Source organism: Nonomuraea sp. NPDC052116, from assembly GCF_040680035.1.
Taxonomy (GTDB): domain Bacteria; phylum Actinomycetota; class Actinomycetes; order Streptosporangiales; family Streptosporangiaceae; genus Nonomuraea; species Nonomuraea angiospora_A.
Genome location: NZ_JBFAWA010000008.1, coordinates 241,257 through 259,671 on the forward strand (window position 1 = coordinate 241,257; position 18,415 = coordinate 259,671).

13 protein-coding genes and 1 pseudogene are annotated in these 18,415 nt (G+C 71.0%); 8 read left to right on the forward strand and 6 right to left on the reverse strand.

Annotated features, from left to right (window positions below; translation table 11 throughout):
• Positions 1 to 8 precede the first annotated feature (8 nt).
• Both AB0L65_RS17770 and AB0L65_RS17775 read right to left on the reverse strand, forming a co-directional pair.
• On the reverse strand, positions 9 to 1,817 hold the full coding sequence (locus tag AB0L65_RS17770; protein ID WP_364246310.1) for a trypsin-like peptidase domain-containing protein: 1,809 nt from the start codon (positions 1,815 to 1,817) through the stop codon (positions 9 to 11).
• Positions 1,818 to 1,996: 179 nt separating this feature from the next.
• Complete coding sequence (locus AB0L65_RS17775; RefSeq protein WP_364246313.1) at positions 1,997 to 3,364, reverse strand: HAMP domain-containing sensor histidine kinase; 1,368 nt, start codon at positions 3,362 to 3,364, stop codon at positions 1,997 to 1,999.
• Between the two features lie 139 nt (positions 3,365 to 3,503).
• Here AB0L65_RS17775 and AB0L65_RS17780 point away from each other — a divergent pair, with 139 nt between their 5' ends.
• Entirely contained in the window at positions 3,504 to 4,370 is an 867-nt protein-coding gene (locus tag AB0L65_RS17780) for a hypothetical protein (protein WP_364246316.1), read from the forward strand.
• 18 nt (positions 4,371 to 4,388) lie between these two features.
• Positions 4,389 to 5,159 carry a DinB family protein gene (locus tag AB0L65_RS17785; protein ID WP_364246318.1) on the forward strand — a complete coding sequence of 257 codons (771 nt, stop codon included), beginning with the start codon at positions 4,389 to 4,391 and terminating at the stop codon, positions 5,157 to 5,159.
• A gap of 26 nt (positions 5,160 to 5,185) precedes the next feature.
• Here the strand turns inward: AB0L65_RS17785 and AB0L65_RS17790 are convergent, their stop codons facing one another.
• A complete protein-coding gene (locus AB0L65_RS17790; protein ID WP_364246321.1) occupies positions 5,186 to 6,106 on the reverse strand; it encodes a LysR family transcriptional regulator in 921 nt (306 codons plus the stop codon).
• A gap of 187 nt (positions 6,107 to 6,293) precedes the next feature.
• On the opposite strand from AB0L65_RS17790, the gene AB0L65_RS17795 reads away from it, so the two are divergent.
• Together AB0L65_RS17795 and AB0L65_RS17800 are read left to right on the forward strand one after the other, a co-directional pair.
• Entirely contained in the window at positions 6,294 to 7,001 is a 708-nt protein-coding gene (locus AB0L65_RS17795; protein WP_364246324.1) for an SDR family oxidoreductase, read from the forward strand.
• Positions 7,002 to 7,196: 195 nt separating this feature from the next.
• A pseudogene (locus AB0L65_RS17800) lies at positions 7,197 to 7,943 on the forward strand (YbfB/YjiJ family MFS transporter); the annotation flags it as partial.
• Here AB0L65_RS17800 and AB0L65_RS17805 read toward each other — a convergent pair.
• Positions 7,911 to 8,957 (reverse strand): RNA polymerase sigma-70 factor, encoded by a 1,047-nt coding sequence (locus tag AB0L65_RS17805; RefSeq protein WP_364246327.1) that lies wholly within the window; start codon positions 8,955 to 8,957, stop codon positions 7,911 to 7,913. The pseudogene AB0L65_RS17800 and the gene AB0L65_RS17805 sit on opposite strands and share 33 nt — an antisense overlap.
• 258 nt (positions 8,958 to 9,215) lie before the next feature.
• Between AB0L65_RS17805 and AB0L65_RS17810 the strand changes: the two genes are divergently transcribed.
• The 4 genes from AB0L65_RS17810 to AB0L65_RS17825 all read left to right on the forward strand — a co-directional run bounded on the left by AB0L65_RS17810 (position 9,216) and on the right by AB0L65_RS17825 (position 16,102).
• Complete coding sequence (locus tag AB0L65_RS17810; RefSeq protein WP_364246329.1) at positions 9,216 to 13,181, forward strand: metallophosphoesterase; 3,966 nt, start codon at positions 9,216 to 9,218, stop codon at positions 13,179 to 13,181.
• A gap of 66 nt (positions 13,182 to 13,247) precedes the next feature.
• Complete coding sequence (locus tag AB0L65_RS17815; RefSeq protein WP_364246332.1) at positions 13,248 to 14,381, forward strand: HupE/UreJ family protein; 1,134 nt, start codon at positions 13,248 to 13,250, stop codon at positions 14,379 to 14,381.
• A 104-nt stretch (positions 14,382 to 14,485) separates the two neighbouring features.
• On the forward strand, positions 14,486 to 14,833 hold the full coding sequence (locus AB0L65_RS17820; RefSeq protein WP_364246335.1) for a DUF1330 domain-containing protein: 348 nt from the start codon (positions 14,486 to 14,488) through the stop codon (positions 14,831 to 14,833).
• A gap of 75 nt (positions 14,834 to 14,908) precedes the next feature.
• Positions 14,909 to 16,102 carry an esterase-like activity of phytase family protein gene (locus tag AB0L65_RS17825; protein WP_364246337.1) on the forward strand — a complete coding sequence of 398 codons (1,194 nt, stop codon included), beginning with the start codon at positions 14,909 to 14,911 and terminating at the stop codon, positions 16,100 to 16,102.
• A gap of 38 nt (positions 16,103 to 16,140) precedes the next feature.
• Here the strand turns inward: AB0L65_RS17825 and AB0L65_RS17830 are convergent, their stop codons facing one another.
• On the reverse strand, positions 16,141 to 17,397 hold the full coding sequence (locus AB0L65_RS17830) for an ROK family transcriptional regulator (protein ID WP_364246340.1): 1,257 nt from the start codon (positions 17,395 to 17,397) through the stop codon (positions 16,141 to 16,143).
• Positions 17,394 to 18,362, reverse strand: a complete 969-nt coding sequence (locus tag AB0L65_RS17835) for a PmoA family protein (protein WP_364246343.1) — start codon at positions 18,360 to 18,362, stop codon at positions 17,394 to 17,396. The genes AB0L65_RS17830 and AB0L65_RS17835 overlap by 4 nt, the downstream gene beginning before the upstream one ends.
• Between the last annotated feature and the right edge of the window lie 53 nt (positions 18,363 to 18,415).

The following is an 18,415-nucleotide window of genomic DNA, read 5'->3' on the forward strand; positions in this document are numbered from 1 at the left end:
ATCCAGGACTAGGAGGGCCGGTCGTTCGGCGGCGGCGTGAACTGGCCGTAGCGGACGGCGCGGGTCTGCTCACCCGAGTGCGGCTGGGCCTGGCCGTGCGGGGGCGCGGGGTACCCGTACGGGCCCGGTCCGTAGTGGGGGTTGGCGTGGTCTGGAGCCGACCCGTACTGGGGGTTGGCGTGGTCAGGGGCCGACCCGTACGGTGCGGCGCCGTAGCCGCCGTCGTTGTACGCGACGGGGCCGTACCCGTCGGCGCCCTGCCCGTACGCCGCTTGCCCGTACGCCGCCTGCCCGTATGCACCCTGTCCGTATGCACCCTGCGCCGGAGGCTGGATCTGGCCCGCGGGGAGCTGCCGCCACGACGGAGGCTGCACCGCGCCGGGCGGGGGCTGGACGAAGGACGGCTCGGAGTGGCGGCGCCGGCGCCCGCGGCCGCGGAGGACCTTGGCCAGGACCGCGACGATCACCGCCGCGACCAGCACGCCGGCCCCGATCAGCACCCACAGCAGGATCGGCTTGGGCGACTCGTCCTTGCCCGCGGAGATCGCCTGCTGCGCGTCGCTGATGTACTTGGCCACGTACGGGTGGTTCGGGAACAGCGCCTGGACCTCGCGGAACTTCGGCAGCGAGTCCGAGTAGTAGTGCCGGAAGAAGTCGTTGAGCGCCTCGTTGTAGCGGGTCGTCGTGGTGGTCTGGGCGGGCTTGATGTTCTTCTCGCCGAGCTTCTCCTTGATGATGCCCACCGGCAGGACGAAGCTCTCGCTCTCGGACGCCTCGCCGTTCTCGCTCACCGTGCCGGCGATCAGCATGCCGATGACCTTGCCGTCCTTGCTGAACACCGGGCCGCCGGAGTTGCCGTGATAGGAGGGCGCCTGGGTCTGGATGTACGGCACGCCGGTCTGGGTGGTGCGCTTGGCGTTGTACGGGCCCTCGGTCAGCGCCGGCTCCAGCTTGGACTCCAGGCTGAAGAACGGCGTATTGGTGACCAAACCGGGGAACCCGCTGATGTAGAGCGTGTCACCGGTACGCACGTCGGAGTCGTCGCCGAGCGGCACCGTCGGCAGGTTCTGCTGGCCGTTGACCTTGAGCAGCGCGAAGTCCTTGCCCGGGTAGCTCTCGCCCACCGACACCAGCTCGGCCGGGACCGGCTTGGCCGTCTTGTCCACGCCGCCGCCGGGCAGGCTCTGGACCACCGACAGGCTCTGCTTCAGGTTGCGGAGCTGCATGTGGTTGGTGTTGAACGTGACGTAGATCTGCTGCGCGAGCTTGACGATCTCCTCGTCGGCCTCCAGGCCCCGCAGCCCGCTGATGATCTCCTTGGCGTCCTGCTGGTTGAACTTCGCCAGCGCCTGCCGCGCGAACAGCTGGCTCAGCTCGGTCTCGCCGACCTGGACGCAGTGCGCCCCGGTGACCATGTACCCGTCGGGGGTGACCCACCAGCCGGTGCACAGGCCGCCGACCTCGGCTTCGACCGTGCGCTCCGGGGTGGTCGAGGCGAGGTAGGTGTCCACGTCGGCCGCGATCTGCTGGAACAGCCACTTGGCGATGCTGCGCTCGTCCGAGGAGATCTTGCCGGACGCCACGGTGGCGGTGGCCTGCTCCACGAGCCGGTTGAACGCGGTCTGGTTGATCGTGCTGGTCGGCACGGCGACCGTGCCGGTGTAGGTGAAGCTCGTCAGCTGGACCGCGGGCTGGGTACGCGCGGCCAGCCAGGTGCCGACGGGCACGTCGGGCCGCTCCTCGGGCGTGTCGGCCGCCGCCGGTAACGCGGGCAGCGCGACCGCCATGGCGACCGCCGCACCTGCGGCGATCTTCATCAATCTTGTCCTGAAATTTCCGCTCACATCCGGAAATGGTGAGGTCCGTCTCTTGTGCGTGGCTTGGAGCCGACTTGGGGGGTGTGGCGCAGTCCTCGCGGACCGGGTTGCGCAGTCTTCTCGGGCCGGTTTGCTCGGTCCTCGCGGACTGGGATGCTCGGTCCTCGCGGACCGGATGCTCAGTCCTCTCGGGCCGGGATGCGCAGGACGAAGCGGGCGCCGCGCTCGGAGTCCTCGATCGTGAGCGTGCCGCCGTGGGCCTGCGCGATCTCGCGGGCGATGGGCAGGCCGAGCCCGGTCCCGCCGGCGTCGCGGTTGCGCGCGGCGTCCAGGCGGGCGAAGCGCTGGAAGACCGTCTCGCGCTTCCCGGGCTCGATGCCGGCGCCGTCGTCGAGCACCTCCAGCACGGCCTGCCGGCCCTGCCGCCGTACGGTGACGAGGGTCTGGGACTCGGCGTGCCGCTCGGCGTTGTCCAGCAGGTTCGTCAGGAGGCGGGCCAGCTGCAGCCGGTCGCCCGTGACGGCCACGCCCGGCTGCAGCGTGGTGACGACGTTCTTCGAACGCGGCCTGTCGGTCTCGGCGGCGACCAGCTCGCCCAGGTCGACCGGCTCCCGGGAACTCGGCGCGCCCGCGTCCAGCTTGGTCAGCGTGAGCAGGTCCGTGACGATGGCCTGGAGCCGGTCCAGGCTGGCCAGCAGCGCCTCGCCCGTCGCCCGCCAGTCGGCGTCCTCGGGGTTGAGCAGCGCGTCCTCGACCTGGGCGCGCATCGCCGTGATCGGGCTGCGCAGGTCGTGCGAGGCGTCCCCGGCGAACCTGCGCTGCTGCTCCACCGCCTCCTGCTGCTTCTTCATCGCGGCTTCCAGCCGCTCCAGCATCTGGTTGCCGGTCCAGGCGAGCGTCCTGATCTCGTCGTCCACGTTCTCCGGTACGGGGAGCCGCATCCCGCCTCCGCCCGCGGTGATCTCGGCCAGCCTCTTCGTGATGTTGTGGACGGGCGCGAGCGTCCGGGCCACCACGCGCGACACCCCGAACCAGGTCAGGAGCAGCAGCAGGGCCGCCACGCAGATCTGGAAGAGGACCACTTTCAGGCTCACGTACCAGGGCACGGCCGGGGCGAAGGCGTAGATGACCCACGCGCCGTCCGGCTGGTACGCGTGCATGGCGACCACCAGCTCGCACCGTCCGAGAAACGCGGGCAGGTCGCAGAACTCGGCGACGTCGTTGGCCGTGTTGCGGTGGGGGATCGCCGTGGTGACCCGGGGCAGGCCGGCCAGGTTCGACGTCGAGGAGACCACGCGGCCCGCCGAGTCGATCACCTGGATGCCGTCGAGCCCGTCGGTGTTCACCGTCGGGGGCAACTCGTTCCGCTTGACCATGAGCAGCACGCGCAGGGCTCGGCTGGCCACGTCGTACGCCCGGATGTCGGCGGCCTCGTTCCGGATCGCGTACAGCACGAACGCGCTGACGACGACGTTCAGCAGCAACATGGCCAAGCTGGCGAGCAGCGCCAACCGCATCCGCAGCGACCGGCCCAGCCGTCTGATCACTCCACACCCCGGTAGTCAGAAGACCACATGGAGTGCGTTCGCCCCTAATTCAGGGAGATTCCCCCGCAAATCCGATAAGAGGGGCACTTGGCCGGTGTGTGGGCGGCTACGTTAGGCGTCCGGGGGTGATCACGAAGTCATGCGTAGGACGATCGCGGGCCTGTGCCTGGTGCTGCTCCTGGCCTCATGCAGCTGGTCCAATCGGGTCTCGCCGGGTCGGTTCGAGGCACGTGCCCGAGAGGTGGTGGCGCGCTGGGACGGCTCGGCCGGCGACCGCGCCTGGCGTTCGGGTTTCGTCCTGCTCGGACGGCTCCAGGATCGAGGCGGCTGGACCGACCCTCCCCTCTGGGTCACCCTAAGTACGGAAAACAGCGTGTGGAAGCTCGCGACCGAGTTACCCGCGGGCCCCTTGGCCGACGCGCCCGTGCGGTGGCCGGACGGCTCGGTCTCGGAGGTCCCGCTCGTCACCGCGATCGACGCGTACGCGGAGTTCACCAGGCCCGCCGACTTCATCGAGGAGGAGTGCCCGGCCAAGGGCTGCCGCCCGCTCCGGGTGACCGGGGCCGAGCTGGGCGAGACGACGCTGGAGACCAGCCGCGGCACGATCCGGGTGCCCGCGTGGCAGTTCACCGTCAAGGGGGTCGAGTCGAAGTTCGTGTACGTGGCGGTCGCCCCCTCGGCCATCACCCCCCGGCCGCAGGCCGCGGAGGGGGAGTTCGAAGAGGTGAAAGGGTTCGACCTCGTCGCGGGCAAGCCGCACGACCTGCTCCTGGAGTACGGCTACGGCTCCTGTGACCGCGTTCACGGGGCGCGGGCGTACGAGACCGGCAAGCTCGTGGTGGTGGACGTGGACGAGGAGGGCTCCGGCGGGATCTGCGACTTGGTGCTCCACATGGCCACGACCACCGTCACGCTGACGCGTCCGCTCGGCGACCGCCTCGTGCTCGACTCGGGCACGGGACTGCCCGTCGTACGCGGGGTTACGCCGCTGTACGGCCGCGGGTAGCAGGGGCACAATGGCGCGATGGCAGCGCAGTACGACAACACCGACGCGTTCCAAGGCGCGAGCTTCACGATGGCCGACCTCTCCGCCACGACGTTCCGCAGCTGCGATCTACGCCGGATCAAGATCGTCGACTCCTGGCTCATGGACGTCAACGTGTCCGGAGAAATACGAAATTTCCTCGTCAACGACGTGGACGTCACCCCCTACGTCGAGGCCGAGCTCGATCGGCGCCATCCCGAACGGGTGCGGCTACGGGAGATGCGCACGGCCGACGACTTCCGCGCGATGTGGGAGACCAACGAGCGGCTCTGGTCCGAAACGCTCGCCCGCGCCGAACGGCTGCCCGAAGCGGCGCGCCACGAACGGGTCGACGACGAATGGTCGCTCGTCGAGACGCTGCGCCACCTCGTCTTCGCCACCGATGCCTGGGCGGGCCGGGCGATCCTCGACGCGCCGGACCCGTTCCACCGGCTCGGCCTCACCCACTCCGGCTATCCGGCCGAGGACGCGGCGGCGCTCGGCATCGACCTCGACGCCCGCCCGTCGTACGCGGAGGTGACGCAGGCGCGCGCCGGGCGGGTGGCGCTGGTGCGCGGCATCCTCGACGGCCTCACCGACGCCGGGCTCGAACGGGCCTGCACCCGCTCACCCGCGCCCGGCTACCCGGAGGAGCCGCGCACGGTCGGCGGTTGCCTGCGGGTGGTGATGGAGGAGGAGTGCGAGCACCGCCGCTACACGCTGCGCGACCTCGCGACCCTCGAAGGCCGCCGACCACGATCACCAGGCTGACCGGCGTCACGCCGACCGGCACTGCGTCATCCGGCGGTGCGGAACGGGTCGTCGGCCGGTAGCCAGGCCGTGTCGGCGGCCAGGCCGAGCCCGCCGACGTCCCGGGTCAGCGCCTCGACGGCGGCCCGTACGGCCTTGCGGGTCTCGTCGCGCCGGCACACCAGGGCCCAGGTCCAGTACGGCGCCGGATCGACCACCGGGCGCTGGACCAGGTCTGGCGGCACCGGTGCGGTCTGGCCCTTCGGCGAGTTGACGACGGGGCGGCGGAGTCGCCGTACGTGGTCGAAGAAGGCCGGCCCGGTGATGCCGCCGTCGTCGATGCGCACGACGCGGGCGCCGGTGTCGCGGGCGAACTCCTCGGCATAGCGGTTCCAGGAGTCCCAGGTGGCGGTGTCGGAGTCCACCAGCACCGACGTGTCCTTGGCCGGGACCGCGGACGTGCCGGTGCCCGTGGAGATCGCGAAGAGCCGGTCGGCGCCGATCAGCCGGGCCTCCAGGGCGTGGGCGGCCAGGTCGTCGGCCCGTACCCAGCAGATGGCCAGGTCGATGCTGCCGTCGGCGACCCGTCCCGCCTGGGTGTGCGACGGCATGACCCACGCGTCGACGTGCAGCTGAGCGACGCCGGACACGCGGGCGGTCAGGTCGGGCGGGCGCCAGCTCACGTAGCCGAGCCGGACCGGCTCGGTGGCGGCCATGCCGGCCGCGGAGCGGCGCAGCTCGTCGGCCTGGTCGAGCAGCGCCCTGACCTGGGGGAGCAGCGCCTGCCCCGAGGGGGTGAGCGCGACCGAACGGCGGTCCCGGTCGAACAGGCGTACGCCCAGGTCCCGCTCCAGGGCCTTGATCTGCTGGGAGAGCGACGGGCCGGCGATGCGCAGCCGGACCGCGGCACGGCCGAAGTGCAGCTCCTCGGCCACCGCGACGAAATATCGCAGCTGGCGTAGCTCCATCCGCCCAGGGTAGTGCGCTGGGAGGCACAGCCTCACAACAGAGAGTGAACCGGTCGTGGCGGGATCGCGCCCGACTGACGCAAGGTTGAACCATGACCGCGCGGTGCCGGTCCGCCCCGTTCGCCGGCCGGCCGCGCTGATCGAGGCCCGGGATGTATGGCCTCGATCCTTATGAGAAGAGAAACCCATGAGCACGCACAAAGTCGCGGTGATCACCGGCGCGTCCCAGGGTATCGGCTCGGGGCTGGTGGCCGCCTACCGCAAGCTCGGCTACGCGGTCGTCGCGAACTCCCGATCGATCGAGCCCTCCGACGACCCCCTGGTGCGGACCATCGCCGGTGACATCGCCGCCCCGTCCGTCGGCGGGCGCGTCATCGAGCAGGCGCTGGAGGCGTACGGCCGGGTCGACACGCTGATCAACAACGCCGGCGTCTTCGTGTCCAAGCCGTTCACCGACTACACCGACGAGGACTACGAGCTGGTGACGAGGGTCAACCTGCGCGGGTTCTTCGAGATCTCCCAGCGGGCCGTCGACGTCATGCTCGCCCAGGGCGGCGGGCACCTGGTCAACATCACGACCAGCCTGGCCGACCAGGCCGACACCCGCGTGCCGTCCGCGCTGGCGGCGCTGACCAAGGGCGGCCTCAACTCGGTCACCAAATCGCTGGCCATCGAGTACGCCTCCCGGGGCATCCGGGTCAACGCGGTCGCGCCCGGTGTCATCCGTACGCCGATGCACCCGGCCGAGACCTACGACCTCCTCGCCGGTCTGCACCCCGTGGGCCGAATGGGCGAGATAAGCGACATCGTCGACGCGATCGTCTATCTCGAGACGGCCCCGTTCGTCACCGGCGAGATCCTGCACGTCGACGGCGGCCAGAACGCCGGCCACTGAGTCCCCGCCACCGGGTGCGTCCGCTCCCGCCGGCCGAACGAAAGGCGAAGTTTGACCTCCGTACGAGAGCACGGCACGGACGGCGGCGAGGCGACCCGGGCGGATCGGCCCTGGCGGATCGTCGGGCAGGGCGCGGCGGCGCTCGCGGCGGGCATGGGTGTCGGCCGGTTCGCCTACACCCCGATCCTGCCGATGATGCACGCGCAGGCCGGGCTGTCCCCGCGGCTGGGCGCGGAACTGGCCACCGCCAACTACGTCGGGTATCTCCTCGGCGCGGTCGCCGCGATCGTCGCCCCTCGGATCTTCGCCTCCCGGCGGGCGCTGCGCCCGTCCCTGGCGATCCTGATCGTCACGCCGGCCCTGATGCCGGTCACGCACGCCGGCGCGCTCTGGTCGTCGCTCCGGCTGGTCGCCGGGATCGCGAGCGCGCTGATCTTCGTCATCGCCGCCGACGCCATGCTCACCGGTCTGCGCGGTCACGCGCACCACCTCGTCGGCTGGGCCTTCGGCGGCATCGGCGCGGGGATCGCCCTGTCGGGCGTCGCCGTGTTGGTCCTGCGTACCACCGGCACCTGGCAGCAGGCCTGGTGGACGGCGGCCGCGCTGACCGCCGTGCTCGCGGTCCCGGCCTGGGGCCTGCGCACCGACCCGGCATCCCCGGAGGCACCCCCGCCCGCATCGCAGCCCACGCCGCCACCCGCGTCGCAGCCATCGTCGCCCGCCCCGTCCAGCGCCCGAGCCGGGTCCGGAGCCGGGCTGCGCTGGTTCGGGGCGCTGCTGGCCGGCTACACCCTCGAAGGGACCGGTTACATCATCGCCGGCACGTTCCTGGTCGCCGCGATCGACCAGACCGCGCCCGGCCGGGCCGGCAGCGGCGCCTGGATCCTGGTCGGGCTCGCCGCGCTGCCCTCAACGGCCCTGTGGGCATGGCTCAGCCACATCTGGTCCCGCCCGGCGCTGCTCGTCGGCGCCGCCCTCGTCGTGCTGGCCGCCGCCGCGACCGGCGTGCTGCGCCACCGCTTCCCCCATCACCTCGGCCCGCTGCCCCGCCGCGTCCTCGCCGTCCGTCACCAGGGAAGCCCGTGAGGGCCAGGGGACGTGGGTGAGCTTGTCGGGGTTGCTGACGGTGTAGACGTCCTGGATCTGGGAGCCGTCGGGGGTCATGTCCACGACCATGACGGCGTACGGGGCGTTCTCCACGAACAGCACCGCGCAGGGATCGCCGTTGACCTGGCGGTACTGGATGTCCAGCCCGTCGAGGGGCTGGGCGGCGCGGGAGACGAGCACGCGGGAGACGTTGTCGCGGCCGCGGATGGGGCGCGGGCCGCCGGCGTTCGACTTGCCGCCGCCGTCGGCCCACAGCGTCACGTCCGGTGCCAGGAGCTCCATCAGCCCTTCCAGGTCGCCGCCGAAGGCCGCGGCCACGAACCGCTCGGTCACCTGCCGCTGGAGGCCCGGGGCGACCTGGGTACGGGGGCGGCGGGCCTGGACGTGCTCGCGGGCGCGGTGGGCGAGCTGCCGCACCGCGGCGGGGTTGCGGCCGATCATGGCGGCGATCTCGGTGTGGGCGTAGGCGAAGACCTCGTGCAGGATGAACACCGCCCGCTCCAGCGGCGTGAGCGTCTCCAGCACCACCAGCAGCGCGAGCGAGAGCGTGTCGGTCCGTACGGCGTGGTCGGCGGCGTCGGGGGAGGTGACGAGGGGTTCGGGCAGCCAGGGCCCGACGTAGGTCTCGCGGCGCCGGCGCAGCGCGCTCTGGTGGGCGAGCGCCTGGTTCACCGCGACGCGTACGAGGTAGGCGCGCGGATGGTCGATCTCGTCCGGATCCCTGGACGACCACGCCAGCCAGGTCTCCTGCAGCACGTCCTCGGCGTCGGTGACGCTGCCCAGCATGTTGTAGACGATGGAGAACAGCAGTTCGCGATGGGCGGCGAACACCTGGGTGACATCGGACATGACGAACCCCCTATGCGTGTGACTGCTGCTCTTAGAGCCCCTGAGAGGGCCGTCGTGTGACATCCGTGCCGGAAAAGTGACCTGAGTCGCAATCCTTACCCATTTGTGCCGGATGACCAGAATGACGCAACAGTTTGTCGTCCCTTCAGCCTCTCTATGCACAACGTTCACTCTTGCGCTCCAACGTGTCCGCCCGAGAGCATGCCGCTTTATGGCCTGCTTATGCGCATATGAAGGGAACTGCATCAGATGCGGCCAATGGCAGCACGAAAGTCACTGGGCGGTTTAGGGGGCCGGGCGCGTTTCGCCCTGGCCGCCTCGATCGCGACGCTGCTGGTGAGCAGCTTCGTCACGGCCGCGTACGCCGACCCGGGGACGGCGGAACAGGACAAGGGCCGGCCCAGCCCCACGCCGACGACCACCGCCGTCCCGAGCCCTCCGACGCTCACCCCCGCCGACGGTTCGTACCTGGAGGGGGCGGCCAAGGTCGCGGCGGTCCCGACCGCGGCCGGTGACAGCGTCACGAAGCTCGCGGTCGACGACACCGCGCTCAACGCCACCCGTACGGTGGGCGTCTCCAAGCTCCGCTTCGACGTGGGCTCGAACTCGACGGAGGCGCAGTACCACAGCTACGTGCTCGTCAACGGCGAGTACCGCAGCGAAATCGGCAACTTCGTCAACGAGCGCGCGAGCATCGACATCCCGAACGAGCGCCTTGTCAAGGGAGAGAACACCGTCGAGATCGTCGTCGGCGCGATCCCGTCCTCGTGCGGCACGAACTACGACGACTTCGTGCTGTCCGACGTGGGCCTCGAACTCCTCGGCGAGGTCGCGGACGGCGAGGACAACCCGTACACGCTCTCGTTCGGCGACGGCAGCTGCGGCACGAACACCACGCTGCTGAAGCGCGCCACGCTCAAGTTCTTCGTCCAGGGTGACCCGCAGGGCACCACGGGCCTCGCCGCGGACCTGGACACCGCGACGCTGTCCAACGGCGAGCACACCATCACCGCCACCACCGCGGCCGGCGTGACCGTCAAGAACACCGTGACCGTGAACAACGCCCCGGCCGGGGCGCCGCGCCTGCTGCCGACGGACGGCACGCTCGTGGCGGGCACCAAGCCGGTCTTCGCGAACGTCCCGGCGAACAGCTCGGGCGGCGTCAAGTCCCTCACCGTGGACGGCGAGAAGCCCGTCACGAAGCCCACTCTGGGCAACGGCGCGGCGATGCTCAGCTTCGACGTGGGCGCGGACGGGATCGAGGACAAGTACGACGACTTCCTCCTCGTCAACGGCAAGCGCATCGACCTGGGCGGCACCTGGGCGAGCCGGCGCGTGACCATCGCGGTCCCGGCCAAGTTCCTGGTGCCCGGCGACAACACGATCAAGGTCGTCACCGGCGACGCCAAGGAGACCTGCGGCAACAACCGCGACGACTTCACGATCACGAACCTCGAGCTCACCCTCGACGGCGCCACCGTGACCGGCCAGGACCTCAAGCCGTCGTACGAGATGGGCGACGGCACCTGCGGCAGCAGCCAGACCCTCCTGCGCGAGGCCGAGCTGCGCTACAAGATCGACGCTCCGGCGGTGCCGGTCATCGAGACGCTCGGCTCGGGCCAGGCGACCTTCAGCTTCAACGTCGGCAGCAACTCGATCGAGGCGCGCTACCAGAACTTCCTGCTCGTCAACGGCCAGAAGATCGTGCTCGACGGCGACTTCGTCAGCAAGCGCGTCGACTTCACGATCCCGAACGAGTTCCTGGTGCCCGGCTGGAACACGATCGACTTCGTGGCCGGCACCTTCCCGACCTCGTGCGGCAACAACCGCGACGACTTCGCGATCTCGAACATCGCGCTCACCCCGGCGCAGGGCACGGCGACCGGGCAGCTGCTGAAGACCTCGTACAGCATGGGCGACGGCAACTGCGGCGACAACGTGAACCCGCTGACCGAGATCGACCTCGAGTTCCTGGTGGACGCCCCGGCCCGCGGCCTGCGCGCGGACCTCGACACCACCGCCATCAAGGACGGCAAGCACAAGCTCGCCGCCGAGTCGGCCACCGGCGAGGTCGCCACCCGCACCCTGATCACCGACAACTCGGCGCCGAAGGTCGCCAAGAGCGTCCCGGCCGAGGGTGAGAAGATCACCGCCTCGGTCGTCCTGGACGTCAAGCTGGAGGACGCCTCCGGCGTCGTGTCCGGGCCGGACGTCAAGCTCGACGGCCAGCCGATCGAGCTGGGCGCCCAGGTGGGCCCGGGGTTGCGCGCCGGCAAGCACACCCTGGCCGTGACCGGCGCCGACGGGCTCGGCAACACCACGACCCGCGAGGTCGTGTTCGAGTCCGCGGGCATCCCGGACGCGCCGGCCGAGCTGAGCCCGGCGCGGGGGGCCACCGACGTGTCGGACCCCGTCACGCTCTCGGCGAAGGTGGCCGAGCCCGACGGCGGCCAGGTGACGGCCACGTTCAACGAGGCGAAGATCCTCACCCCGGAGCAGGCGTACCAGGGCACGGCCCAGTCTCTCCCGACGACCCTGCGGGTGCCGGGCGAGAAGCGCGTCAAGACCGACGGGCTCGAGCCGGCCGACGGCAAGACGCTGGACGCGCCCTCCGGGCAGGACCTCGTCTACCAGCGGTACGACGTCGAGGTCCAGGGTCACGTGGACTCCCCGGTCCTGCGCTGGGAGGGCGCCATCGACCCCGAGCGCCTGGCGGGGCTGCGGGCGTGGAACACCAAGTCCAAGGCGTGGGACCTGCTGACGAGCGCCCGCGGCGCCGCCGAGGGCAAGACCGTGCTCACGGCCGTCGTCGACGACGACTACATCGACAGGCAGCAGGTCCACGTCATGGTGACGGGTGAGGACCCGTTCGCCGACGACATCGACCCCGGCGACCCGAACGGCTTCGCCGACCCCTCCTCCTACGACTTCTCGATCGTCCACTACACCGACACGCAGTACATCTCCGAGGGCGCGGTGGAGCAGGAGACGGCCGAGGAGCGTGCGGTGTGGGAGTCCGCCTACGCCGGCGTCGTCAACTGGATCAAGGACAACAAGGACCAGCGCAAGATCTCGTACGTCGCGCACACCGGCGACATCATCGAGAACAACATCCGCAAGCCCGCCGACGAGGCCACGCAGAAGCAGATCGACGGCGAGATGGAGGTGTCCTCCAGGCAGCAGAAGGTGCTGGACGACGCGGGCATCCCGAACGGCGTGATCGCCGGCAACCACGACAACCAGTCCGGCACCGAGAACGGGCCGGAGGCGATCTACAACAAGTACTACGGCCCCGGCCGGTACGAGGGAGCCTCGCAGGGCTGGCAGCACGCCAAGTACGGCGGCCCGTGGAAGGAAGGCGACAACCAGAACCACTTCGACCTGTTCTCCGCGGGCGGGCTCGACTTCGTCGTGGTCGGCCTGTCGTACGGCGTGACGAGGGAGGAGGCCGAGTGGGCCGACTCCGTCTTCAAGAAGTTCCCCAACCGCAACGGCATCCTGCTCTCGCACGACTACCTCGTGCCGAGCACCAACCCGGACGGCCGCGGCGCCGGCTTCTCGGCTCCCGACGGCTCGATGCTGTACAAGACGGTGGTCGAGAAGAACGCCAACGTCTTCCTCATCCTCGCCGGTCACGAGCACGGCGTGGGCACCAACGTGAAGCCGAAGGTGGGCCAGGTCGGCAACGGCGTCGTCGAGCTCCTGGCGGACTACCAGTTCTACACGGTGTCGGCCGACCGGCTCGGGCTGACCGCGATCGGCGGTTACAACCCGCAGGACCAGCTGCAGTTCGGCGCGAGCTTCTTCCGCATGCTGCAGTTCAACGTCAAGCGGGCGGAGCTGAGCGTGGACACCTACTCCCCGCTGCTCAACGAGTTCGGCGCCAACGAGTACGACCCGCTGCGCCGCTACAACGGGCTCGAGGACAACATGGTGCTGCCGGTAGACCTCACCTCCCGTACGACGACGTTCCAGACCGACTCGCTGGCGATCTACAAGCCCACGCGGGTCATCGGTAAGAGCACGGTCACCTCGGGCCAGGTCGCCTCGGTGACCTGGAAGCGACTCAAGGACGACACGGCCTACGCCTGGTTCGTCACCGCGCGCTCCACCGGCGGCGGCGTGACCGCCTCCGAGCCGAGCGTCTTCGTCACCAAGGACGAGCACGGCCGCCCCGGCACGTGGGGACCGGACTCGCCCATGTACCACTGGTTCAACCGCTAACCCAATCCCCGCCGCCCCCGGACCCCGGTCCGGGGGCGGCCCTTCATCCATATGGAGAGACGAGACATGCGCCGCATGCGCTGGTTGCCCGCCGTCGTCCTTGCCCTGGTCCTCGGCGGTGTGCTGGCCGACCTGGCGCGTCCCGCCCCGGCGGCGGCGCATGACGCGACCACGACCGCCCACGCCGAGGTGACCGGCTCTGGCCTGAACGTCAAGGCCGTGCTCGACCTCGAGTACGACCTCCTCATGAAGTCGGCCTGGCTCTACGCCGAGGCCTACGACGCGAAGGAGCGGACCGAGCAGCTCCGCCAGCTCAAGATCAACCGCGATGCCGTGGCCGACTATGTCACGCGCCGCTTCGCCGTGGCGTACGCCGGCAAGCCGTGCACGCCGGCCCAGGTCGGCGACGCGGACATACGGATGCGCGGCAAGGCGGCCTTCGCCGTGCTCACCTACACCTTCGCCTGCCAGGGCGAGAGCGGGGGGACGCACGAGATCTCCAGCGCGCTGTTCCCCGACGCCGAGAGCTTCGTCCACAGCACGAAGACGATGGTCCGCTACGAGCTCGACGGCGAGACGGGCTCGGCCGTCCTGGAGGCCACGGCGCCGACGGTGAAGGTCGGCGAGCACCAGGCGTCGAGCCAGATAGGCGAGTTCTTCGTGCTCGGCGCCGAGCACCTGCTCTTCGGCCTCGACCACATCTTCTTCCTGCTGGCCCTGGTCATCGGGGCCCGCCGCCTGCGCGACGTCGTCGTCACGGCCTCCGCCTTCACCGTCGCCCACAGCATCACGTTCCTGCTGGCGGCGATGGGGGTCGTGGACGTCCCGGGAGCGATCGTCGAGCCGGTCATCGCGGTGTCGATCATCGTCGTGGCGGTCGCCAACCTCCTGGGCCGCGACGAGGACAAGCTGGGCAAATGGCGGCTGCCGATCGTCTTCGCCTTCGGCCTGATCCACGGGCTGGGCTTCGCGGGCGCGCTGGACATCAAGGAGAGCGGGTCCTGGGGGCTGCTCCTGTCGCTCCTGAGCTTCAACCTCGGCATCGAGGTGACGCAGCTCGTGCTCATCGCCGTGCTCTTCCCGCTGCTGACGCTGCTGCGCCGCACGTCCGCGGCCCGCTGGGCGGTGGCCGCGATCTCGGTCCCCATCGTGGCGGTCAGCCTGTACTGGTTCTTCGACCGCATCCCGCTGCCGCTCTGACGGTTCCGCCTACCTATGAGGTAATCGACGCCCTTACGTGCACCCCGGCAGGATGTTCCTCATGAGGCCGCCGGGGCGGCGGCCCGCTGACGAAGGAGCAAGCCATGAGCGCGTATGCCCTCGCCCACCTGCGTCCTGTTGCGGAGCCGCACGAGGAGGTGTTCCAGTACATGGAGCGCATCCAGGCCACCCTGGATCCGTTCGGCGGCAGGTTCGTGGTGCACGGGGCGCCGGTGGAGGTGCGTGAGGGCGAGTGGCCCGGCGGGCTGGTGATCATCGAGTTCCCGTCGATCGAGCGGGCCCGCGAGTGGTACGACTCGCCTGCCTACCAGGAGATCCTGCACCTGCGTGCCGACCACATCCCCGGTGACCTGGTGCTGGTGGGCGGCGCGGAGCCGGACCACGACTCGGCCGCGATGGCGGCCGCGATGCGGGCCGCGGCGAACCGCTGAGGTCCCGCCAAAGGTGAACGTGGCATGCACGTTTTGTTAGGAAACGCGTCATTTGCACCCTCTACCGTGCCGGGCATGAAACGCATCTCCCTGGCGGTAGGCGCCGCCGCGCTGGCCGTGGGCATCGCCGCGACCGGCCCCGCGTCCTACGCCACCGCTGCCGCCACGCCGGACGGCGCGGCCCGGGCCACGCTGACCGGGTTCGCCTCGCTCCCCGCGCAGACCTTCGTGCCCGGCAGCGAGCCGTCCGGCTCCCAAATCGGTACGGCTCCGATCAACGGGGTGACCCCGCCCTTCTCCGGCCAGCCGGTCCAGGGGTTCAGCGGCATCGTCCGGCGCGGCGACGGCACGTTCGACGTGCTGTCCGACAACGGGTACGGGAACAAGGCCAACAGCGCCGACTTCCTCCTGCGCGTCCACCGCATTAAGCCGGACTTCCGCGCGGGCACCGTGAACGTGTTCGGCGGGTTCAACCTGTCCGACCCGCAAGGCCGGGTGTCCTGGCCGCTGACCAGGGCCGACCGCAAGCTCACCGGTGCCGACTTCGACGTGGAGTCGATCGTGCGGGCCGATGACGGCACGTACTGGATCGGCGACGAGTTCGGCCCGTTCCTGCTGCACTTCTCCGCGCGGGGCACGCTGCTGGAGGCGCCGATCGAGCTGCCGGGCGTCAAGGCGCCCGAGAACCCGACGCTGAACGGCGCGACCCCCAACCTGGCCGGCAGCAAGGGCTTCGAGGGCATGGCCCGCTCCGCGGACGGGCGGTGGCTGTACCCGCTGCTGGAGGGCACGGTCAACGGTGACCCGGCGGGCACGCTGCGGATGAACGAGTTCGACGTGCGCAAGCGCGCCTACACCGGCAAGCGGTGGACGTACCGGCTGGACAGCCCCGCCAACGCGATCGGCGACGCCATCGCGGTGGACCAGCACCGCTTCCTGATCATCGAGCGGGACAACAACCAGGGCGACGCGGCCGCGCTCAAGCGCGTCTACCTGGCCGACAGCCGCGACCGCGACCACGACGGCGCCATGGACAAGACCCTGGCCGCCGACCTGCTGGACCTGGCCAACCCCAAGGGGCTCGGCGGGTTCGGCGAGACGTTCCGCTTCCCGTTCCAGACCATCGAGGACGTCGTCATCCTGGACGACCGTACGCTCGGGATCCTCAACGACAACAACTTCCCGTTCTCGTCGGGACGCACGCCGGGCCAGCCGGACAACGACGAATTCATCACCGTCCGCCTGCCCTGGCGCCTGCACGCCCGCTGACGGGCGAGGGTCTTCCCGGCGGCCCGCCGGGAAGGCCCTCAGGCCGAGGTCATGTGGTTTGACTGGCGGGCGAGCCAGGTGGTCGGATGCCGGCGGATCTGGTCGATGGAGGTCAGCGCGGCGCCGATGACGGCGGCGTCCGGGCCCAGCAGGGCGGGCCGGAGCGTGATCGGCGCCCAGGCGGCGGTCAGGACGCGCCGGTCGATCTCGGCCCTGGCGTTCGCGGTGAGCCAGGACGCCAGCAGGGAGAAGCTGCCGCCCAGCAGCACGGTGTCGATGTCGAGGATGTTGAGCATGTCGGCCAGCGCGATGCCCAGCGCGGTGCCGGCCGCGTCGAGAGCGGCGATGGTGGCGGGGTGGCCCGCCTCGGCCCGGCCGGTGGCGGCTGCGTCGGGGGTGGTGCCGGCCGGCGCGGGCTCGTCGCCGAGGACGGCGGACAGGCTGGCGTACGTCTGCAGGCACCCGCGCGAGCCACACGGGCAGGCGTTGCCGTCGGGATAGACCGTCACGTGCCCGAGCTCGCCGCTCCAGCCCCGGGCGCCGCGCATGAGCTGCCCGTCCAGGACGATGCCGGCGCCGATGCCGAGCCCGCCGGAGACGTACACGAAGCTGTCGAGGGTGTTGTCGCTGGTGTAGAGCTCGCCGAGGGCGGCCAGATTGGCCTCATTATCGACGGTGATCGGCGGGTCGAACGGCAGGTCAAGGGGATGCAGGGCGTCGCGCAGCAAGGCCTGGGCGTCGACGTCGCGCCAGCCGAGCTCGGGCGCGGACTGCACGATGCCCGCCTGCACGGGGCCGGGGACGGCGAGCGTGGCGGTCAGGACGGTCAGGTCTTCGGCGGCCGTGGCGTCGATGGCGGCCCGGGCCATGTGGGCCAGCCGCCCGAGCACGTCGGGAGCGCTCCAGCCGGAGTACGTCGCGGGGGTGAAGGCCAGATGGCGGACGGTGCCGGTGAGGTCGACCACGCAGGCCGCCAGGCCGTCCGCGCGGATGTCGAGCCCGAGCCCGGCCGGCCCCTTCTCGGACAGCGTCAGGCCGACGCGGGGCCGCCCCGCGCGCCCGTTGTGCGACAGGCCGGCCTCGGTGATGAGCTTGCCGGCCAGGAGCTCCTCGGCGATGCGGGTGATGGTGGGGCGGGTCAGCCCCGTGACCGAGGCGAGCTCGGTGCGGGAGATGGGGCCGTCGGCGGCGAGGATGTGGCGGAAGACCAGCTCGAGGTTGAGGGTGCGCAGGTTTTCCTGCCGTACGGGTTCTTCGGACTGGCGGGGCCTGCTCGGCCGGACGCGCGCGGTCATGCGGCCGACCGGGCGGTGCCGGCGAGCTCCGCGGCCGTGGCGGCGGTGACGGCACCGTCGATCACCACGGTGACGACGTGCCGGTCGATGCTCTCGCCGGGCGCCAGCACGAGCGGCTCGTCCCAGGCCGGCGACGAGCAGACCCCGAGGTAGTCGCGGGCGCGGACGAACCACCTGTCCCGCGCGCCGGCCTCGTCGGCGTGGGTGAAGAGCGTCGTCCAGGGGCGGCCGTCGCGGTCGCGGCCGGTGACGGCGACCCAGTCGGCGGCCTGCCCGTGGACGCGCTGGACGTCGGCGCCGTCCGGGCTGAGCACCTGCGCGGCGCCGTCGAAGGCGGGGCCGCGCCAGAAGACGCCGCCGTAGCCGGCGCCGACCCGGCCCAGCGCCGCCGGGGTGCGCCACGGCAGCGGCCGGTCGGTGGCGTTGGTGAGCCGGGTGTGCACGCTCAGGGACCAGGCCGTCTCGTCCACCGGCCGGCAGGTGATCGAGCGCTGCTCCCGCAGCAGCGTCGCCTGGCGCGGGTCGGCCCATTCGAGGGTGTGGTGCAGCTCGGTGTTCGTGCGGCGCAGCCAGCGCTGGTGGCGCTGGGTGCCGTGGTTGTCCAGCCAGGCCGGCCCGTGGCCGGCGACGAAGGTGCGCCCGCCCCAGAAGTTGCACCCGTCGAGGTCGGGGGCGGCCACGCTGATGCCGAACTGGTGGGGGTGCGAGTCGGGCGCCGCGTCGGTGACGGTGACGCCGGCGAGCGTGCGCACGGGATGGAGGTAGGGGCGCGGGGACGCCGACAGCGGCAGGTCGGGCTCCCATACGTACTCGGCGACGTCCTGCCCGTGCAGCCTCAGCACGGCGACTCCGCGCGGCCGGTCGGTGCGCGCGGGAGGTACGCCGGGAGCGTGCATGGTCGTGTCGCCGCCTCTCTGGGCCTCGACGAGGCCGAGGGTCTTTCCCCAGGGTTGAGCGTACGACACTTCCCGGTTCCCCCAGTTTCGAGATCGGCGGGTGTGCAGGGCGCGCCCCGGTG